The organism is Mesorhizobium sp. Cs1299R1N1 (genome assembly GCF_037179655.1).
In the GTDB taxonomy this organism is placed as follows: Bacteria; Pseudomonadota; Alphaproteobacteria; order Rhizobiales; family Rhizobiaceae; genus Mesorhizobium; species Mesorhizobium salmacidum.
The window spans coordinates 515,327-535,020 of record NZ_JAPYKR010000003.1; the positions used below are offsets into that span (position 1 = coordinate 515,327).

Below are 19,694 nucleotides of genomic sequence, written 5' to 3' on the forward strand. Positions count from 1 at the left end.
TCGATACCGCCAAGCCCGAGATCGTCGACGTCAAGACGGGGCCGCGGATAGTATCGTAGTTCACGACGCAATGAACAAAAAGTGCAACCCGAACCATCGGCGGCCCGTTTATCGTGCTCTCGAGGCAATGAGATGTCGCGCATCTACGATCTTGCATCCGATGGGGTCCGGCGTGTCTATGAAAAGCGCATAGACGCGCCGGCTATCCTCGATGCCGCCACCGATTTTCCGAACGCGGCGAAATTCACCGCCGCCTGGCAGGCCATTCGCGACGAAGCGCTTGCCGTGCGGCCGGGTGGGGCGCCGCGCTTCCACGACATCATGCCGGAACAGGCCGAGATCTCGGCCAATGACGGCCTCGACTGGCGCATGTTCGTGCTCAAGGCCTACGACATCGGGATACCCGAAAACCTGGCGCGGATGCCGGTTCTGAGCCGGTTGCTCGCCGAGTGCCCCGAAGTCAAATCGGCGGCCATCTCGTTCCTGGCGCCGCGCAAGCACATTCCCAGCCATCGCGGACCGTTTCGCGGCATCATGCGCTTTCATCTCGGCCTGGTCATTCCGCGGCAGGCCGATGGCCGCCCGGCGACCATCATGATGATCAATCATCAGGAGAAGCGGATCACGGATGGCGAAGGCCTGCTCTGGGACGACACTTTCCCGCACGAGGTGATGAACAATGCCGACGAGCCCCGCGTTGCGCTGCTGCTCGATGTCTGGCGTCCGGGAATGCCGCTGGACATGGAAGTCCTGTCCCGGCTGATCGTGCGCGGCGTGCAGGCGGGCATGCGCCACAGGGGCGTGTCCTTTTCCGGCTGAACTGCGCGACCGCCGTTCATCCCATTTGGCCGTGCCCTCATCGACGCATCCGCGCTGTCTCACGACAGCAAGGCCGGTTCAGCCTATTGCGTTCCTGCCAGCAGGTTTGCGCCTGCCGGCATGGAGGATGAAGCACAAGTGACATCAATGCCGGTTGCCAGCCGCGAAGCAGCACCCTTGCCGGTCGCGGCACTGATGGGCGCCATGGTGTCGATCCAGATCGGCGCCACCTTCGCCAAGACGCTGTTCCCGGTGATCGGCGCGCAGGGCACGACGACGCTCAGGCTGGTCATCGGCGCGCTGATGCTGATCGCGGTGCTGCGGCCCTGGCAGATGCGGCCCTCGCGCGCCACTCTGCCGTGGCTCGTCGCCTATGGGGTGACGCTGTGCGCGCTCAACCTTCTGTTCTACGCAGCGCTTGCCAGGATCCCGCTCGGCGTCGCGGTGGCGCTGGAGTTTTCCGGTCCCCTGCTCGTGGCGACGCTGACCTCGCGGCGGGCCAGCGACTTTGCCTGGATCGCGCTGGCGGTCGCCGGCATCGTCCTGTTGTCGCCTTTCATCCGCTCGCTGCAGCCGCTTGATCCAACCGGCGTGATGCTGGCGCTGGCCGCCGGCGGGTTCTGGGCGCTCTATATCGTGCTGGCGCAGAAGGCGGGCGCGGAACTCGGCACCCGCACCACCGCCTATGGCATGGCCATCGCCGCCGTGCTGGTGCTGCCCTTCGGCATCGCGGAAGCAGGATCGGCGCTGCTCGCGCCATCGATCCTGGTCAGCGCGCTGCTCGTCGGCCTGTTTTCCAGCGCGCTGCCGTTCTTCCTGGAAATGGTGGCGCTGACCCGCATGCCGGCGCGCATTTATGGCACGCTGACCTGCCTGGAACCGGGACTCGGCGCGCTGGCCGGGTTTTTATTCCTGCGGGAAAACCTGACCATGCCGCAACTGGCCGGCATCGCCGCCGTGATCGTGGCCGCCGGCGGCACCGCGCTGACCTCGAAGCCGCCGGTGCCTTCGCCGGAGTAGGGTCGGGTCGAGGAAGGCGCAGGCTCACGCTGCACGGCCGGTTGTTCAAAACCGCAGGCCCAGATTGATCTTCGCGCCCTGGTCGACCGTGCCGCCGCCGAACTGCCCGGTGTAGGACAGGCCGAGCGTCGCATTGGCCGACATGTCGAGGTCGAGGCCGGCCTCGATCACCGCGGCGTCCCTGGCGACAGGCACGCCGGCGATCGTGAAGGCGTCACCTCCGGTGAAGGCGAAGCTGGACGTCGGCGTGACATCGCCGAAGGCGTGGCGCCAGCCGAGCATGCCGCGCGCGGTGGCGTCGATGCCGCCAAGCATGAAGCCGGTCGAGCCCCGCAGGCCCAGCGTGGTGAAGGTGGCGTTGGTGCTTGCGCCGGTGCTGGTCAAGGCCGCCGCACCGCCCGTTTCGGTGAAGCCGTCGGTATGCAGGCTGACATAAGCGAGATTGGCGAAGGGTTCGAACTTGAAGCGCCCGGCATCGGCCTTATAGGCGAGTTCGCCGAACACTTGCGCCGTGCCGGCGTCGTAGTCGGCCGAGAGCTGATCGGCGAAGCCGTTGAAGGCGACGGAGCGTTTTGTCGAGAGGCTGCTCCAGCTGTAGGCCGCACCGGTGCGGAAGGCGATGGCACCCCAATTTGTGCCGCCATAGAGGCCGAGATGGTAGCTGTCGCTCTTGCCGGATGACTGACGCTCATCCACCTCAAAGGAGGAATGGCTGTAGCCGCCAATGAGGCCAATGCGCCAGCCGCCGACCAAAGTGTCGGCACCGGCCAGCAGGCCACCGGTCGAGCGGTCGAAGGCGGCGGCGTTGCCGTCGGAATCCGTCTTGCCCCAGGAGCCGAAGCCCTGGCCCCAGACGGCGAAGCGGTCGGTATCGGCGGCGACCATTTCGGGCCCGCCTTCGCCATAAGCCATGACCGGCAACGCTGCCGCACCAATATCGCCGAAGGCGGCGCAGATGCGATTGCTGGCGGCGTCGCGGACGAAGCGGCTGTCCTCCAGCAGCATGCCCTTGGCCGAGGCGTGAATTTCGCCCGAAAGCTGGTCGAAAGCGTCCTGGGCGGCGGCTTCACTCGGCAGGGCGAAGATGGCATCAAACAGCGGATTGCCGGCGCCAAGGCTTTCGGCGCCGCCGCCGGTGGCGATCTGATTGGGCGTCAGGCCGACGTCGGCGAAGGCCTTTGCCTGCATCACGTCAAGATAGACATGCGTCGGGTCGTAACTGGCGAAAAGGCCGCTGAACGGGCCCAGCCCGCTGATCGTGTAGGTGCCGGTGACGCCGGCGTCGGCCTCCAGTACCGTGTAATGCGTGCCAACCACGTAAGGCGCGGCGTCCGTCTTGACCAGGTCGAGAATGGCGCCGGCGGCGATGGTCGCCGTACCCGTCGCATCAATAAGATCGGACTGGCCGGTCGAGGTCAGCTCGACTTGGTAGATCGAGCCCGCCGCCTGGTCGAGATTGCCCGCGACATGCAGCGTGCCGATCGAATTGCCCGGCGCGATGATGCCGCCCGAATGCGCCGCGATGGCGCCCACCGTGCCATTGCCGCCCAGTGTGCCGCCGGTGATGGTCACAAGCGAACTCGCCAGCGACCCGTTCACGGCCAGCCGTCCGCCGCTCACGTTGGTCGCACCGGTGAAACCGCTCGAATTGGCCGTCAGGTTGGTGTTGCCGGCGATCTGGTTGATCGTTCCCAGCCCGCTGACGGCAGCGCCGAACACGTAGTTGGCGTCAGTGTGATTGAAATTGAGCGCGCCCGTGCCATTGCCGAATTGCAACGCCGCCGGATCGAAGATGCCGGCGCCCGTCGCCGCGGAGCCTGCCGCGCCGCCGATGTTGAGGGTGCCGGTTGAGCCGGCCTGGCCGGCGATCACGGTAAGGCCGTCCGCTATGACCGTGCCGCCGTTGGAGAGCGTCACTGACCCCGTGCCGCCGAAACCGATCGCCAAGTCGCCATGGACCTCCCATAGCGAGGTCGGGCCATCGACGGTTGCCTGGCCCGATGCATCGGCACCGATCGCCAGGTAAGCAAGGCCGCCGGAGGCCACGCCGCCATTGGTGACGGCGAGCGTGCCGTTTCCGAGGCCGCCGAGATACATCCCGTTCTTGTTGGTCCATTTGGAGCCCGAACCGTCGACGCTAACTCCACCCGTGGCTGTTGCTCCCGCGCCGACAAAAACGTAATCGGCATCCGCTGAACCGCCGCCGGAGATTGAAAGTATCGCATGGCCGCTGCTGCCCACGGTAAGAAGCTTGTCGGTGCTCCAGGAAGATCCCGGCCCGTTCACTGTCACCGCCGCTGTGGCGGTACCGAATTCACCGAGGGTCGCAGCCTGGTTGACGACCTGGCCGCCGTCGCCGATCTGGAGGGAACCGGCGCCCTTGAAGCCGACGGACAGATCGCCCGAATTCATCCAGGTCGACCCCGGTCCATTGACCGAAACCCCGCTGGCCGAACCGATTTCGAGCGCGACGAAGCCTTTGATGTCACTGACAATGCCGCCATTTGAAATCGTCAGCATGCCGGTGCCCTGATCACCGACGATCAGGTTCGAACTGTTTGTCCAGCTCGAGCCCGCGCCATCGACGGTGGCCGTGCCCATGGAGCCCGCGGCATTGCCCACATAGCCGGTGTGATTGCTGACAGCGCCGCCATTGGTGATCGTCAGCGTGCCCGTACCCTGGTCGCCGACAATCAGATCCGAACTGTCCGTCCAGGTCGAGCCGGCGCCGTCGACCGTTACGGTGCCGACCGCGGCGGCGCCGCCGCCGATGGTGGCAGCGCCACTGCTGACGGTCCCGCCTTGCGAGACCTTCAGCGTGCCGGTGCCGAGCCCGCCGACATACAGGTTCCCGCTGCTGTTCCAGGCCGCGCCCGCGCCTCTGACGAACACTGTGCCGGTCGAACCCGCCGAGTCGCCAACATAGGCCGAGGCATTGCTGACGACGCCGCCCTCGGTTATCCCCAGGGTGCCGGCGCCGAAATCGCCTACCGCCAGGTTGGAGTTGATGGTCCAGGTCGAGCCGGTGTTTTCGATAAACACCGTGCCGGTCGAGCCTGCCTTCGCGCCGATAGTCGCCCAGAAGCTGCTGACGGCGCCGCCGTGGGAGATCGCCAGGGTGCCGTCGCCGTAATCGCCCACAGCCAGGTTGGAGCTGCTTTTCCAGGTCGAGCCGGCGCCATCGACGAACGCCAGGCCGGTCGAGCCTGCCATCGCGCCGATCATACCGTTTTTGTTGCTGACTGCGCCGCCGTTCGAGACCCCCAGCCTGCCCTCACCTTGGAAGCCGATGAAGAGGTCGGAGGTGTTGCTCCAGGTCGAGCCGGCACCATCGACCGTCACCTGGCCCTGGGAGCCCACATCATAGCCGGCATAACCCACCGAACTGGTGACCACGCCGCCATTCGTGATCGTCAGCGCGCCGAAGCCCGCGTTCCCGACCGCGAGCGCCGCGTTCGCCCAGGCCGAGCCAGCACCGTCGACAGTTGCTGTGCCAATGGAGCCCGCCAGATTACCCAGAATGCCGCTCTGATTGCTGACCGTGCCGCCTTTCGAAATGTTCAGCGCACCGGTGCCCTGATCGCCGACGAACAGGTGGGAAGAATTCGCCCATATCGAACCCGCTCCGTCGACCGTCACCGCGCCGGTGGAGCCCGCATGCCAACCTACGGTCCCCACGGCATTGCTGACCAAGCCGCCATTGGTGATGTCCAGCGTGCCGGTGCCAAATTCGGCGATGTAGAGATCCCCACTGTTGATCCATGTCGAGCCCGGGCCGTCCACCGTTGCGGTGCCGGTGCCCAGGCCATAGCCGACATGACCCACTGTGTCGCTCACAGCGCCGCCGCCGGAGATCGTCAACGTGCCGGTGCTGCCGGTGCCCAAGGCAAGGAAAAGATCCGAACTGTTGTTCCAAATGGAGCCTGGTCCAACGACCTTTACAGTGCCGTTTGCGTTCGAAACGTAGCCGACGAAGCCGGCGGTGTCGGCAAGCGTGCCCCCATTGGTGATCGTCAGCGAGCCCGAGTAACTCGAAATGGTGCCCATAAACAGATAATGGGCGGCCGCATTCGCCGCATCGACCACGGTCGGGTGAGGGAACACCGGATCGAGAATGACGTCGTCGCTCGATGTCGGGACAGCGGCGGATTTCCAGTTTCCGGTGGCGAACCAGTTCGTGGAGGCGGCGCCGGTCCAGACCTCGGCTGCTGATGCAGGGATCGGCTGGCCAAGGCCGATCAGCGCCGTCGACGTCAGCGCCAGATATTTCAACGCCTGCGCCTTGCGGCCTTCAAATCCATTCTGCGGCATTCAATCCCCTGACATGACAGTCGTTTCGCCCTGAGGCTGACATGTCATCGGCGCCCGGCTGTTGTCTTGGGCAAGGCCGCACTGGAATTGGACTGGAGTGAGGTGCCGTGCCTTTTTCGCGCACTGTGGCGGTTTGGCCCGCTGATTGCCGCCGGTGCCCTGGCTTTCGGTCTCTCACGGAGACAATCGGGCATGGCCGCGCCGGTTCACCCGTCGCGGAGGTGCCCAGGTCCATCTGGCGCTCGTCTGCGTACGGCCGAACCGGAGACGGAAGCAGCGGTTGAAGTACGACACATCGCTGAATCCGCTTATCATGGCGATGTCGCTGACCCGCATGCCGGCGCGCATCCATGGCACGCTGACCTGCCTGGAACCGGGGCTCGGCGCGCTGGCCGCAACTGGCCGGCATCGCCGCCCCTAATCGTGGCCGCCGCCGGCACGGCGCTGACCTCCAAGCCGCCGGTGCCGTCGCCGGAGTAGGAGAGGCCGTCTCTTCGTCGCCGATCTCCGACGTCGGCTCCTTCATGGACTTCGCAAGAATACAACCCCACCTACGCCCGGCCGAGGCTGCCGCCGAGCAGGTCTTGAAGGCCACGCGAAGCATAATTACATCAATGACTAAGCGTGCGTCGCACGCGAATGTAATGCTTTGGTCAAGCTTCATCTATGGAGGTTGTCATGGCTAATATGCTCATGGAAGGAAAGAAGGGCCAGGACTGGCTCAATCTGGTCCTTGCCATCTGCCTGTTCATCTCACCTTGGATAATCGGCTTCGCTGCTGAAACCGCACCTGCATGGAACGCCTGGGTTGTTGGCGTCGTGCTGGGTGTCATGGCTCTGGCAGCGCTTACCGCATTCGCCGAGTGGGAAGAATGGGTGAGTGTCGTTCTCGGGCTCTGGCTGATCGTTTCGCCCTGGCTACTCGGTTTCATGGCGAACACACATGCGATGGCCACTGACGTCGTTCTCGGCGTGCTGGTGGTTGCCGTATCCGGCTGGGCCGTCTGGGACTTCCGTCACCCGCACGCGCACGCGTGATTGGGACGGACCAAGGTGGGGCTCGGCGCGCGAGTGACGGGCTCCTCCCGCAGATATGGAATGCGCGTCCAAGGTACACGAAATTTGGGCTGGCGCCCTGGTGCCGCGAGGGCGATGGGTGCCGCGCGCCGCGTTCGGGCACTTTTGTGAATGTCCGCCGGCATCCGTTTGCCGGACCACCCGTGCCGATCTGGCCACCCGCTTGCGATCGGGAGGCCGCGCCCATGGATTTCGGTGAGATCGAACCCATATCTTGGGTAGGAGTTTGAGCGTGACCTTCGCGCGGGTGGCCCTTCTTGCCGCGGCCTTCGTCGTCGCGGCTGTGCTTTCTCCCGTCTCCTCAGCCGGGAGCGAAAAGGTTGCGCTGAGCGTCGCCATTGACGGCGCCATCGGGCCGGCAAGCAGCAGGCAGCTCAAGGAAGCGCTCGATGCCGCGGCCAGGCGGGACGCGGCGGTCCTCATCCTGCAGCTCGACACGCCGGGCGGACTGGTCACCTCGATGCGCGAGATGATCGCCGACATCCTGGCGTCGCCGGTGCCTGTCATCGGCTATGTCGCGCCGGCCGGCGGCCATGCGGCAAGTGCCGGCACCTATATCCTCTATGCCACCCATGTCGCGGCGATGGCGCCCGGCACCAATCTGGGTGCGGCGACGCCGATGGAGATTGGCGGCTTGCCGTCGCTTCCGGACGGCGACAAGGGCGATCAGAAGGAGGTGGGTGACCAGAAGGGCGGGGGCGACCAGAAGGAAGCCGGCGGGCGGCCGGCGGGCGACGCGATGATGGCCAAGGTGACCAATGACGCGGTCGCCCTGATCCGCTCTCTTGCCGAACTGCGCGGGCGCAACGGCGACTGGGGCGAGAAGGCCGTGCGCGAAGCGGCGAGCCTTTCGGCCAATGCGGCATTACAGGAACATGTGATCGATCTCGTCGCCCGCGACACCACCGAGCTGCTGCAACTGGCCGATGGGCGCACCGTCGATGTGGCCGGCAAGAAAGTGGTGCTGGCGACGAAGGGGCTGCCGGTCGAGACGCTGGAGCCGGGCTGGTTCATCCAGCTGCTTTCCGTCATCACCGATCCGAACACCGCCGTCATCCTGATGCTGGTCGGCGTCTATGGCATCGTCTTCGAGTTCACCAGCCCGGGCGCGGTCGCGCCTGGCGTCATCGGCACCACCTGTCTCGTGCTCGGCCTCTATGCGCTCGATCTCCTGCCGATCAACTATACCGGCCTTGCCCTGATGCTGCTCGGCGTCATTTTCCTGATCATCGAGGCCTTCAATCCCACGGTCGTGCTCGGGCTCGGCGGCGTGGTCGCCTTTCTGTTCGGTGCCGCCATGCTGCTGCGGGTCGAGGGGCCGGGCTTTGCCCTGTCATGGGCCGTCATCGGTCCCGCCGCCGCGCTGACGCTTGGATTGGCGCTGCTGAGCGGCACCTATCTCTGGGCGGCGCGCCGGAAGCCGCCGCGCGTCGGCGGCGAGGCAATGCGCGGCCAGCCGGCCGAGATCCTCGACTGGCAGGGCGGCGAGGGCCATGTGCTGGCCTTGGGTGAGCGCTGGCGGGCCAGGGCCGATGAACCCGTCGCGGCCGGCGACAGCGTCGAGGTGACCGAGATCGCCGATCTCGTGCTGACCGTGCGACGGCGCGACGCGGGAAGGAATGGAGCAAGGCAATGAACATCGGTTATGTGGCCTACCTAGTACTTGCGCTTCTTGTGGTCATGTTCCTGTCCGCGGCTATCCGCATCCTCAGGGAATATCAGCGCGGCGTGGTCTTCACGCTCGGCCGCTTCACCGGGGTCAGGGGACCCGGCCTCATCATTCTGATCCCCTTCGTCCAGCAGATGGTGAAGGTCGACCTGCGCGTGGTGGTGCAGGACGTGCCGCCGCAGGACGTGATTTCGCGCGACAACGTCTCGGTGAAGGTCAATGCCGTGCTTTATTTCCGCATCGTCGACGCCGAGCGGGCGGTCATCCAGGTCGAGGACTACATGGCCGCCACCAACCAGCTGGCGCAGACCACGCTGCGATCGGTGCTCGGCAAGCACGAGCTCGACGAGATGCTGGCCGAGCGCGACAAGCTCAACAGCGACATCCAGGAAATCCTTGACCAGCGCACCGATGCGTGGGGCATCAAGGTGTCCAATGTCGAGATCAAGCATGTCGACCTCAACGAGAACATGGTCCGCGCCATCGCCAAACAGGCCGAGGCCGAGCGGCTGCGGCGCGCCAAGGTGATCAATGCCGAAGGCGAGCAGCAGGCGGCGGCGAAACTGGTCGAGGCGGGCCGCATGCTTGCCGCCGAGCCGCAGGCCATGCAGCTGCGCTATTTCGAGGCCTTGCACGACATCGCCGGCGAGCGCTCGTCCACGGTGGTGTTCCCGCTGCCGGTGGACTTGCTCAGCCAATTCCTGAAGCACGGGAAGAGCGCGTAGTTCCCCCACGAGAGGGCGATCGGCGTCTTCGCCAGCCACATAGCTTCAACCTTCACCGCCGCCACGGCGGCTCCGGCGCGAAGCGCTTGCCGATCCAGTCGGTGAAGGCGCGGGTCTTGGCGGCTTTTCCCTTGGCCGAAGGCGTGACGACGTAGACCGCGCCTTCGTCCGCCAGCGTCCACTCCTCCAGCACGGGCACCAGCCGTCCGTCGGCAAGCTCGCGGCCGACCAGCCAATCAGTGCTCATCATCAAGCCGACGCCTTGCACGGCGGCGTCGACCAGCACCTCGGCATCGTCGGTGACCAACGGCCCCGAAACCTCGATGCGTGCGCGCCGGCCCTCGCGGTCGGTCATCTCCCAGGCTGGAAAGGTCTGGAAGCCCGAGAAGCCCAGGCAGGCATGGTCGAGCAGCGCCTGGGGTGTCTCCGGCCTGCCCCTGCGGGCGAGATAGGAGGGAGCGGCGCAGAGCAGCCGGCGTCGGGTCGCCACCTTGCGTGCCACCAGGCGCGAATCCTCCAGGCTGCCCAGCCGCACGGCGACATCGAAATTCTCGGCGACCAGATCGGTGAAGCGGTTGGAGAATTCGGCCTCGATGCGGACATCGGGAAATTCGGCAAGGAACTGAGGCAGCAGCGGCCCGATCCACATGCGCCCGAACGTGCCGGGCAGCGCCAGCCTGAGCACGCCGCGCGGGCCGCCCCCGGCATGCGCGGACGCTGCGGCCTCAGCCTCGTCGACGGATGCGAGGATGGCGCGCACACGCACCAGGAATTCGGCACCCGCTTCGGTCAGCGACACGCTGCGCGTCGTGCGCGAGAGCAACCTCACCCCAAGCCGCGCCTCCAGCGATTGCAGGCGCCGCGACAGGATGGTCGCGTCGCGCCCGACACGTGCCGCCGCCCGGGTGAAGGAGCGCGCCTCGGCGATAGCGGCGAAGGCGGCCATCTCGGCAAGGGCAGCGGGTTCGTGAGATTGCTGCATTATTCACAGTTCTCAATTGCAAAAAACAAGGATTATCCAGAGATAGCGCAGCAAATAGGTTCACTCAATCGAACAAATCGTCCCACCGGAGTGAAACCATGAAAGCCATCGAACTCAGCCAGCCCAGGCTGGACGCCTTCCGCGCCGCCACTGTTGCAACCCCCGAACCGCAGCGCGGCGAGGTGCTGATCCGCCAGCGTGCGGCGAGCCTCAATTTCGTCGATGTGGCGGTGGCGAGCGGCAATTATCCCGGACCGAGTTTCCCGCTCATCCCCGTCGCCGACGGCGCCGGCGAGATCGTCGCGCTGGGCGAGGGCGTTACCAGGTTCGCCATCGGTGATCGCGTCGTCGCGCATGCCAAGCCGCGCTGGATCGGTGGGCCGCCCCGGCCTTACGAGATGACGCAGATGCGCGGCGTCTCGATGCCGGGGTCGCTGGCCGAATATGTGGCGCTGCCGGCCAATTCGCTGGTGGCGGTCCCGGCGCATCTCTCCTTCGAGGCGGCTTCGACCCTGCCGATCGCCGGCACCACCGCCTGGAACGCCGTCCGCGCCGCCAATGTCGGGCCGGGCTCGGTCGTGGTGCTGCTTGGCACTGGCGGCGTCTCGATCTTTACCCTGCAGCTCGCGAAAGCCGCCGGCGCCACCGTCATCATCACCTCGTCGTCGGACGAAAAGCTGGAGCGGGCGAAGGCGCTCGGCGCCGATCATCTCATCAACTACCGCGCGACGCCCGACTGGGACGGCAAGGTGCTGGAGCTGACCGGCGGCCTCGGCGCCGACCTCATCGTCGAGACCGGCGGAACCGCCACCTTCGCCCGTGCGGTCAACGCCACCGCGCCCGGCGGCACGCTGTTCACCATCGGCTTCGTCACCGGTGCGGAAGCCACGATCAATCTGCTGCCGATCATCATCAAGGCGCTGAAGGTGGTCGGCAACAACACCGGATCCGTATCCAATCTTTTCGACGCCGCCCGTGCCATCGGCGCGGCCAGGATCGAGCCGGTGGTCGACAAGATGTTTTCACCCGATCAAGCGAGCGAAGCCTACACCCACATGGCCGCCGGCGGCCTGCATTTCGGCAAGCTGGTGTTCGGGCTGGAGTGGTGAAGCAGCCGATCTCCCCCCTCGTGGGGGAGATGCCCGGCAGGGCAGAGGGGGCGCGAAGGATCAAGGCCTTTCGGTCAATCTAGAAGCGCTGGGGAGCTTGCGCTTCGCAACCGCTGAGACGCCGGCGGGACAGCGCCCCCCTCTGGCCTGCCGGCCATCTCCCCCTCAAGGGGGGAGATTGGCAGTTCCACCCTCCGATCAGCTTTTCCAACGTGATGGGCAGATCCCGGATCCGCTTGCCCGTTGCGTGGAACACGGCATTGGCAATGGCCGGCGCCATGCCGACGATCGCCAGTTCGCCGACACCCTTGCCGCCGAGCACGGAGGAGTGCAGGTCGGGGATGCCGACCGAGATCACCTCGATCTCGGGGACGTCGGCGTTGGTCGGGACGAGATAATCGGCGAGGTTGTTGTTGACGATGCGGCCGTGGCGGCGGTCCATGATGCCTTCTTCGAGCAGCGCCTGGCCGATACCCATGATGATGCCGCCCTTCCACTGGCTTTCGGCCAGCTTCGGATTGTAGAGCCGGCCCGAATCCAGCGCCGACACCACCCGCGACACGCGCACCGTGCCGAAATCCTCGTCGACGCGCACCTCGACGAAATGCGCGCACCAGGAGTGGCGGGAATAGTCGCCCTCGGTGTGCGGCAGCGCCATGGCGATGGTGGTGTAGTTCTTGTAGCGATCCTCTGCCGTCGAATTGGCCGGCATGGTGTCGCCGGTCGCCTCGATGCCGTCGCGGCCGATGCTTTTGAGCAGTTCGGCGACCGAGACATCGGGACCATCGCCGCGTGGCGAGCCGATGCGGCCATTGGCGACGACCAAAGTGTTGGCCTGCAGCGTGTGGAAGGGCGAGCGCGGATCGCTGATGGCCAAGCCGATCAGCTGGTCGAGCGCCGAGGTCGCCGCCTTGTGGACCGCGCCCGTCATCACGCCGGCCAGCCGTGAGCCGCCGGTGACGCCGGCGCGGGGAAACCGGGAATCGCCGAGCTTCACCACGACGTCGTCTGCGCTCACGCCAACCGTTTCGGCGGCGGTCTGCGCCAGGATGGTGTAGGTGCCCTGGCCCATGTCGATCGAGGAGCTCTCGACCTCGACCGAGCCGTCGGCCAGGATGCGCACCATCGCTTCGCCATAGGCGCGCCGCACCGGATAGGTGCCGGCGGCGACGCCCCAGCCGATCAGCTGGTTGCCGTCGCGCATCGAGCGCGGCTCGGCTGTGCGCCTGGCCCATCCGAAGCGTTCGGCGCCTGCTGCAAAAGCTTCGCGCAACTGTCTGGTCGACCAGGCTTTTTTCGCGTGCGGGTCCTGCTCGGCGTAGTTCTTCAGCCGGATCTCCAGCGGATCGATGCCGACCTCGTAGGCGAGCTCGTCGATGGCGCTTTCGATGCCGAAGGCCGATGGGTTTTCACCCGGCGCGCGCATGGCGCCCGGCACCACCGAATTCACCCGCACGACATTCTGTTTCGACGAGAAGTTTGGCGTCGCGTACATGATCGAGGTGACCGACCCCAGCGGCTCGACCCACATGCCGTCGATGGACGTTTCGTTGACGCCGCGATGCACGATCGACTGGATCATGCCGTCACGGTCGGCGCCGATCGTCACCGTCTGGCGGGTTGCGGCGCGGCCGCCATAGCTGGTGAAGGTCTGCGGCCGCGTCATCACCAGCCGCACCGGCCGGCCGAGCATCTTCGCGGCACTCGCGGCAATCGCGCCATGGCTGAGCGCCAGTGCCTTGGAACCGAAGCCGCCACCGACATAGGGCGACACCAGCCGCACATTCTCGAACGGCACGGCGAACCATTCGGCATAGGTGCGCGCCATGCCGTCCAGCCACTGGCTCGGCTCCCACACGGTGAGGTGGTCACCCTCCCAGCGGGCGATCAGGCCATGTGGCTCCATCGGCGCCTGGTATTCGCGTGGCGTGTTATAGGCGGCGCAGATGCGCACCGGGGCGGAGGCGAAGGCGGCGGACGCGTCGCCCCATTCCTTGGTCATGGCATCGATCGGAATGCCGTCGCCGGCCTTGCCGTCGCTGAGGTCGACGATTGCCGGCGTCTCGTCATAGCTGACCTTGACCAGCGCCGCCGCGGCGACCGCCTGCTCGAAAGTCTCGGCGACGACGGCGGCGACGTGCTGGCCCGAGAAGGTGATGTCGCGCGCCAGCGGGCAATACGGTTTGTCGGGCGGCGGGGTGCCGAACCAGTCCGAGGCGGTTCTCAGGCTGATGATGGTGTCCGGGGTCAGCACCTTGAGTACGCCCGGTGCTGCCTCGGCCGCCTTGCTGTCGATGGCGCGCACCTTGCCGGATGCGATGGTACTTTCGACCAGTGCGGCGTAGGCGAGGCCTTCGAGCTGCTGCTCAACGGCGTATTTGGCGGCACCCGTGATCTTGGCCGGACCGTCGACGCGCGACAGCCGGCCGCCGACCGCGTCCGCGCCGCCGTCGAACGCATCGCCATGTCTGATGTTGTGAACGGTCATGCCGTTTCTCCCATCTTGAGAATAGCCCTAGCCACGACGCGCGGCGCGAGCTCGATCTTGTAATGATTGGCGCCTTGGTCGACGGCGCCTTCGACGGCGAGCAGGCTGGCGGTCCGAACAGCTTCCGGCTCCAGCACCTTGCCTTTCAGCGCGGCTTCCACGGCCCGCGCCCGCCAGGGTTTGGTCGCAACACCACCGAGCGCCACGCGCAGATCGCGGATGGTGCGTCCGTCGGATTCCAGTTCGAGCCCGACGGCGGCACTGGCCGCCGCGAACTCGTAGGACTGCCGGTCGCGGACCTTCAGATAGGTCGAGCGGTGGGCGGCGGCGGAAGAGGGGATTTCGATGGCGGTGATCATCTCCCCCGGCTCGATCGCGTGTTCCCTGTCCGGCGTCGTGCCGGGCAACAGGAAAAAGTCATCGACCCGGATGCGCCGATCGCCGAGACGGACTGTCGCGTCGAAGGCGACGAGCACGGTGGCGAGGTCGCCCGGGTACATGGCGATGCAGGCGTCGCTGGTGCCGAGCACGGCATGGCCCCTGGTGACGCCGCCGATCGCCGAACAGCCGCTGCCTGATACACGCTTGTTGCAGGCCGAAAAGTTCGAGGGATCGCGGAAATAGGGGCAGCGCGTGCGCTGCATCAAATTGCCGCCGATGGTCGCCATGTTGCGGATCTGCGCCGAGGCTGCCTGCCATAGCGCCTCCGAGATGGCGGGGAAGCGGCTCTTGATGTCGTCGTGGTCGGCGACATGGCCCATCCTGGCGAGCGCGCCGATGATGGTGCTGTGCTCGCCGATCTCGATCCGGTCCAGTCCCTTGAGATGGGTGATGTCAACCAGCGTGTCGGGTTCGGCGACGCCGCATTTGGCGAGGTCGATCAGCGTGGTGCCGCCGGCGAGCAGCATGGCGCCGGGGAGCGCGGCCGCCTGGCGGGCGGCGTCGACCGAAGTGGCGCGAAGATAGGAAAAATCCCTCATGACGCGGCCTCCAGCGCTGCCTGGCGCACGGCGGCGACGATGTGCGGATAGGCGCCGCAGCGGCAGAGATTGCCGGCCATGTATTCGCGGATTTCCTCGTCCGAGCCGGCATGGCCCTCGCGAATGCAGGCCACCGCCGACATGATCTGGCCTGGCGTGCAATAGCCGCACTGGAAGGCGTCCTGTTCGAGGAAGGCAGCCTGCACGGGATGCAGTTCGCCCTCCCGTGCAAGCCCCTCTATGGTGGTGATGGTGCGACCCGCGGCCTGTGCGGCCAATGTCAGGCAGGCCAGCACGCGCTCGCCGTCGACATGGACGGTGCAGGCGCCGCACTGGCCATGGTCGCAGCCCTTCTTGGTGCCGGTCAGGCCGAGCCTGTCACGCAAGGCGTCGAGCAGCGTGACACGCGGTTCGAGTTCCAGCGTGTGACGCTGGCCGTTGATATCGAGATGGACAGGAATTGTGGTCTTGCTCGTCATGGGCGTCTGGCTCCAGTTGCTTGACGCTTGGGGAATGAATTGGGGAGGGTCCAACCGTTGCTTCGGACGGACCGCTCCTCACCCCAGCAGGTCCTCGATCCGGATCGGAAAGCGCCGCGGGCGCACGCCGGTCGCGTGCCAGACCGCATTGGCCACGGCGCCGGCCGTGCCGGTGATGCCGATTTCACCGACGCCCTTGATGCCGAGTGCGTTCACGTGAGGGTCGTCCTCGTGAACCAGCAGCGCCTCGACCGACGGCACGTCGGCATTCACCGGGACATGGTATTCGGCGAGGTTGGCGTTCTGGATCCGGCCGGAGCGCCGGTCGGTGACGGCTTCCTCATGCAGCGCGAAGGAAACGCCCCAGATCATCCCGCCATAATACTGGCTGCGCACCAGCCGCGGATTGATGACCCGTCCGGCGGCGAATGCGCCGACCAGCCGGGTGACCCGGATCTGGCCTAAATCCGGGTCGACTTTCACCTCGGCGAACACGGCGCCATGCGCGTGCTTGGCGTAGGTCTCCTGCGACGCCGGATCCGGAGCGCCCTTGCCATGGCCTTCGATCTCGGCAAGACCCGGGCGGGCGAGGATCTCGCTATAGCTTTCGCCGCGGCTTTCGTCATCGCGGCGGTAGAGGCGTCCGCCGCGCGCCAGGACACCTTCATTGCCGGCGCCGAACAGCGGCGAGGCTTCGTTGCCCGTGGCGAGATCGGCAAGCCTGGCGATAACGGCCGCACCCGCATTGTGGATGGCCATGCCGGCCGTCGCCGTGTGACCCGACCCGCCGGCGATGCCCGCATTGGGCAGGTCGGAACTGCCGGCCCTGAAATCGACCTGGTCGATGTCGAGCCCCAGCCCGTCTGCCGCAATCTGGGCAAAGGCCGTCCAGGCGCCTTGGCCCATGTCCTGAGCGCCGGTCTCCATCAAGCCGCTGCCGTCGGCCCTCAGCACCGCGCGTGCCTCGGCCTGGAACATGAGCGCCGGGAACGTCGCCGTGCCCATGCCCCAGCCGGTAAGGAAACCGTCCGCGTCGCGCATCCGCCGCGGCTGCAGCGGCCGGCTCGCCCAGCCAAACGCCTCGGCCGCCTGTTCGTAACATTCGCGCAGCGCCTTGGAGGAGAACGGCTTGCCGGTCATGGGCTCGACTTCGGCATAATTCCTGAGCCGGAATTCCAGCGGGTCCATGCCGCAGGCATGGGCCGCCTCGTCGATGGCGCTTTCCAGCGCGATCGATCCGGTGGCCTCGCCCGGCGCCCGCATGAACAGCGGCGTGCCGGTGTCGAGCCGCACGGCATCGTGCGAGGTGGCGATGGCCGGACTGGCATAGAGCGTGTGCGAGGCGTCCGCCGCCGGTTCGAAGAAATCGTCGAACGTGCTCGATGTGGTCCTGGCGTGGTGGGAGATCGCGGTCAGCCGCCCTTCGCCATCCATGCCCATGCGCAATGTCTGGCGGGTCGGGGCGCGATGGCCGACCGGGCCGTACATCTGCTCGCGCCGCAGCACCAGCTTGACCGGGCGGCCGACGAGACGCGCCGCCAGGATGCCGAGCACCTGTGGCCCGGAGATCATGCCCTTGGAGCCGAAACCGCCACCCAGGAACGGGCTGCGGATGTGGACGTTCCGCGGCGCGATGCCGAACAGGCCGGCGATGCGCCCTTGCGCCATGGCAAGGCCCTGGCTCGGCGTGTCGATCGTCAGCTGGTCGCCATCCCAGGCAGCGACGATTGCGTGGGGCTCCATGGCATTGTGGTACTGCGCCGGCGTCTCGTAAGCCGCCTCGATCCGCGTTCTTGCCGATTCGAGGCCGGCCTCGACATCGCCCTTCTCCTGCACCGCCGGGTTGCCGACGCCGACGCCGCGCGGCACGAAGCTTTTGCCGCCATCGAGACCAACGCGCGCCGGCAGCGTTTCATAGCGCGGCGACAGCAGCGCCGCGCCTTCGGTCGCCGCTTCCAGCGTCTCCGCGATCACCACGGCAATGCTCTGGTTGGGATAGCGAACCCCATCGTTCTGCAGCAGGTCGAGCCGGAACATGAAGGGATGGTCCTTGGCATCCGGATCGACGGCGAGCGCCGGCCGGTTCAGTGGCGTCATCACCTCGACCACGCCCGGATGCGCCTTGGCCGCCTCGATATCCAGCGACGCGACCCGGCCGCGCGCGATGCTCGAGACGGCGAGCACGGCATAGAGCATGCCGGGCGGGTGGTTATCGGCGGCGTAACGCGCCGCCCCCGTCACTTTCAAGAATCCGTCGCGGCGGGTCAGCGGCTGGCCGATGCTGGAGCCCTGCCGCGTATGGGCGGGTTGCTGGTTGAGACTGAGTTCAAGCGTCATGGCGCACTCCGGGAATGGAGGAAAAGGGGGAGGCAGGAAGAGCCGGCATCCGCTCGGGCGTTCCGGCCTTTGCGGCCATCAGCGCCCTGACGACAATGCGGCGGGCAAGCTCGATCTTGAAGGCATTGTCGCCGGAGGGGCTGGCGTCGGACAACGCGGCATCCGCGGCGCGAACGAAGCTCGCCTCGTCGGCATCGGCGCCAAGCAGCACCGCTTCCGCCGAACGCGCGCGCCACGGCTTGGCCGCCACGCCGCCCAGCGCCAGCCTTGCGCCGCGGATCTTGCCGCGATCGACGACAAGTGCCGCGGCCGCCGAAACGACCGCGAAGGCATAGGAGGTGCGTTCGCGCACTTTCAAATAGCGGGCGTGAGCGGCGAAGGAAGCTGCTTCCGCCGGCAGGCGCACCGCAACGATCAACTCGCCCGGCTCCAGCACGGTCTCGCGCTGCGGGGTGTCGCCCGGAAGCCGGTGGAATTCCTCCAGCGTCACATGGCGCCGGCCTTCCTTGCCCTCGATCTCGACCACGGCGTCCAGCGCCACCAGGGGCACGCAGAAATCGGAGGGATGGGTGGCGATGCAGGCATCGCTCCAGCCCAGGATGGCATGCAGGCGGTTCTCGCCGCCCAGTGCCGAGCAGCCGGAACCGGGTTCGCGCCTGTTGCAGGCACTGGCGGTGTCATGGAAGTAACTGCACCGCGTGCGCTGCAACAGATTGCCGCCGACGGTGGCGGCATTGCGAAGTTGCGCAGAGGCGCCTGACAGCAGCGCCTCGGCCACCGCCGGATAGGCCTTGGCGAAGGCCGGATCGTGTGCGAGATCGGCATTGCGGACCAGCGCGCCGATGCGCAGGCCGCCATCATCGAGCGTTTCGATGCGATTGAGTTCCGGCAGCCGGGTAATGTCGACGATCCGTTCGGGGCTGGTAATGCCGCCCTTCATCAGATCCAGCAGGTTGGTGCCGCCGGCGAGATAGGCCGAGCCCGGTCCGGCCGCCGCCGCTATGGCGTCGGAGATGGTGGCCGGCCTGATAAAATCGAAGTCTCTCATGCCGCGGTCCTCCGGTCGGTTCCGGCAAGGTGTTGCCGGGCCTCCAGAACGGCCTCAACGATGCCGCCATAGGCCGCGCAGCGGCAGATGTTGCCGCTCAGCCCCTCGCGGATACGCTCGGGATCGTCTCCAGCCTGTCCTTCGGCGATCAGGCCGAGCGTGCTCATGATCTGGCCGGGTGTGCAGAAGCCGCACTGGAAGCCGTCATGGGCGATGAAGGCGGCCTGCACCGGATGCAGTTCTTCACCGTGAGCGACGCCTTCGATGGTCAGCACCTCGGCGCCGTCGTGGCTGACCGCCAGCGCGAGGCAGGAATTAATGCGCTTGCCGTCGACCAGCACCGTGCAGGCGCCGCACTGGCCGCGGTCGCAGCCCTTCTTGGTACCGGAGAGCTCAAGCCGCTCGCGCAGCAGGTCGAGCAAGGTGACGCGGGTGTCGACCTCGAGTTCGTGGCGGTGTCCATTGACGGTAAGCGAGATGGGAAGGGTGGTCATGGGCGTCTGGCTCCAGTTGCTTGACGCTGAGGGGGATGATCTGGCGCTTGGGAGGGGAAGGACAAGGTCAGGCGGCGGCTAATCCGCCGCGGGTAGGGAAGGTGACAGCTTGCGGCTTCGAAAGACGTGACATACCGGGCTCCCTGATTATATGAT

16 protein-coding genes are annotated in these 19,694 nt (G+C 66.5%); 7 read left to right on the forward strand and 9 right to left on the reverse strand.

Going from position 1 to position 19,694, the window contains the following annotated elements; genetic code table 11:
- Positions 1 to 132: 132 nt before the first annotated feature.
- Positions 133 to 819, forward strand: a complete 687-nt coding sequence (locus tag O7A70_RS09445; RefSeq protein WP_337140137.1) for an aspartyl/asparaginyl beta-hydroxylase domain-containing protein — start codon at positions 133 to 135, stop codon at positions 817 to 819.
- A 138-nt stretch (positions 820 to 957) separates the two neighbouring features.
- A complete protein-coding gene (locus O7A70_RS09450; RefSeq protein ID WP_337140138.1) occupies positions 958 to 1,839 on the forward strand; it encodes a DMT family transporter in 882 nt (293 codons plus the stop codon).
- A gap of 45 nt (positions 1,840 to 1,884) precedes the next feature.
- Here O7A70_RS09450 and O7A70_RS09455 read toward each other — a convergent pair whose 3' ends face one another.
- Together O7A70_RS09455 and O7A70_RS09460 are read right to left on the reverse strand one after the other, a co-directional pair.
- Positions 1,885 to 6,150, reverse strand: coding sequence for an autotransporter domain-containing protein (locus O7A70_RS09455; protein WP_337140139.1), 4,266 nt, complete (start codon positions 6,148 to 6,150; stop codon positions 1,885 to 1,887).
- 174 nt (positions 6,151 to 6,324) lie between these two features.
- The gene (locus O7A70_RS09460; protein WP_442921171.1) at positions 6,325 to 6,498 is read right to left on the reverse strand and encodes an AraC family transcriptional regulator; all 174 of its coding nucleotides are present in this window, start codon (positions 6,496 to 6,498) and stop codon (positions 6,325 to 6,327) included.
- Between O7A70_RS09460 and O7A70_RS09465 the strand changes: the two genes are divergently transcribed.
- The 4 genes from O7A70_RS09465 to O7A70_RS09480 all read left to right on the forward strand — a co-directional run bounded on the left by O7A70_RS09465 (position 6,431) and on the right by O7A70_RS09480 (position 9,621).
- Positions 6,431 to 6,571: a hypothetical protein gene (locus tag O7A70_RS09465; protein ID WP_337140220.1), complete on the forward strand. Its 141-nt coding sequence runs from the start codon at positions 6,431 to 6,433 to the stop codon at positions 6,569 to 6,571. The genes O7A70_RS09460 and O7A70_RS09465 overlap by 68 nt on opposite strands.
- 257 nt (positions 6,572 to 6,828) lie before the next feature.
- Positions 6,829 to 7,188, forward strand: a complete 360-nt coding sequence (locus O7A70_RS09470; RefSeq protein WP_337140140.1) for an SPW repeat protein — start codon at positions 6,829 to 6,831, stop codon at positions 7,186 to 7,188.
- 271 nt (positions 7,189 to 7,459) lie between these two features.
- On the forward strand, positions 7,460 to 8,863 hold the full coding sequence (locus O7A70_RS09475; protein WP_337140141.1) for an NfeD family protein: 1,404 nt from the start codon (positions 7,460 to 7,462) through the stop codon (positions 8,861 to 8,863).
- Positions 8,860 to 9,621, forward strand: a complete 762-nt coding sequence (locus tag O7A70_RS09480) for a slipin family protein (protein WP_027146329.1) — start codon at positions 8,860 to 8,862, stop codon at positions 9,619 to 9,621. The genes O7A70_RS09475 and O7A70_RS09480 overlap by 4 nt, the downstream gene beginning before the upstream one ends.
- Before the next feature lie 52 nt (positions 9,622 to 9,673).
- On the opposite strand, the gene O7A70_RS09485 is transcribed toward O7A70_RS09480, so the two are convergent.
- Positions 9,674 to 10,603: a LysR family transcriptional regulator gene (locus O7A70_RS09485; protein WP_337140142.1), complete on the reverse strand. Its 930-nt coding sequence runs from the start codon at positions 10,601 to 10,603 to the stop codon at positions 9,674 to 9,676.
- Positions 10,604 to 10,701: 98 nt separating this feature from the next.
- Between O7A70_RS09485 and O7A70_RS09490 the strand changes: the two genes are divergently transcribed.
- A complete protein-coding gene (locus O7A70_RS09490) occupies positions 10,702 to 11,712 on the forward strand; it encodes a zinc-dependent alcohol dehydrogenase family protein (RefSeq protein WP_337140143.1) in 1,011 nt (336 codons plus the stop codon).
- A gap of 79 nt (positions 11,713 to 11,791) precedes the next feature.
- On the opposite strand, the gene O7A70_RS09495 is transcribed toward O7A70_RS09490, so the two are convergent.
- From O7A70_RS09495 to O7A70_RS09520, 6 genes are all read right to left on the reverse strand, one after another.
- The gene (locus O7A70_RS09495) at positions 11,792 to 14,200 is read right to left on the reverse strand and encodes a xanthine dehydrogenase family protein molybdopterin-binding subunit (protein ID WP_337140144.1); all 2,409 of its coding nucleotides are present in this window, start codon (positions 14,198 to 14,200) and stop codon (positions 11,792 to 11,794) included.
- Entirely contained in the window at positions 14,197 to 15,180 is a 984-nt protein-coding gene (locus O7A70_RS09500; RefSeq protein WP_337140145.1) for an FAD binding domain-containing protein, read from the reverse strand. The genes O7A70_RS09495 and O7A70_RS09500 overlap by 4 nt, the downstream gene beginning before the upstream one ends.
- Positions 15,177 to 15,659: a (2Fe-2S)-binding protein gene (locus O7A70_RS09505; protein ID WP_027146334.1), complete on the reverse strand. Its 483-nt coding sequence runs from the start codon at positions 15,657 to 15,659 to the stop codon at positions 15,177 to 15,179. Before O7A70_RS09505 ends, O7A70_RS09500 begins: the two co-directional genes overlap by 4 nt.
- Before the next feature lie 78 nt (positions 15,660 to 15,737).
- Positions 15,738 to 17,996 carry a xanthine dehydrogenase family protein molybdopterin-binding subunit gene (locus tag O7A70_RS09510; RefSeq protein ID WP_337140146.1) on the reverse strand — a complete coding sequence of 753 codons (2,259 nt, stop codon included), beginning with the start codon at positions 17,994 to 17,996 and terminating at the stop codon, positions 15,738 to 15,740.
- The gene (locus O7A70_RS09515; RefSeq protein ID WP_337140147.1) at positions 17,986 to 19,044 is read right to left on the reverse strand and encodes an FAD binding domain-containing protein; all 1,059 of its coding nucleotides are present in this window, start codon (positions 19,042 to 19,044) and stop codon (positions 17,986 to 17,988) included. The genes O7A70_RS09510 and O7A70_RS09515 overlap by 11 nt, the downstream gene beginning before the upstream one ends.
- Positions 19,041 to 19,538, reverse strand: coding sequence for a (2Fe-2S)-binding protein (locus tag O7A70_RS09520; protein WP_337140148.1), 498 nt, complete (start codon positions 19,536 to 19,538; stop codon positions 19,041 to 19,043). Before O7A70_RS09520 ends, O7A70_RS09515 begins: the two co-directional genes overlap by 4 nt.
- Positions 19,539 to 19,694: the final 156 nt, after the last annotated feature.